Consider the following 237-nt stretch of genomic DNA (forward strand, 5'->3'; position numbering starts at 1 on the left):
CGCATCATCCGAGGCGCCGGCGCCAGACTCTGGTATCTGCCGCCTTACTCACCCGACCTCAATCCGATCGAACAGACTTTCGCCAAGATCAAGCACTGGATGCGCATCGCGCAGAAGCGCACCCTCGAAGACATTTGGCGACACCTCGGCGACCTCGTCACCTCGATCCAGCCTACCGAATGCAGCAACTACTTCGCCAACGCAGGATATGCTTCCATCAAAACGTGAAACGCTCTA

At 57.4% G+C, this 237-nt stretch carries 1 protein-coding gene; it reads left to right on the forward strand.

What is annotated here, in order from left to right:
- The coding region (locus tag AC5ZG5_RS46660; protein ID WP_028166536.1) for a transposase at positions 1-228 on the forward strand (228 nt) is incomplete at its 5' end.
- Between the last annotated feature and the right edge of the window lie 9 nt (positions 229-237).

The sequence above is a fragment of the Bradyrhizobium sp. Ses1 genome (genome assembly GCF_059512365.1).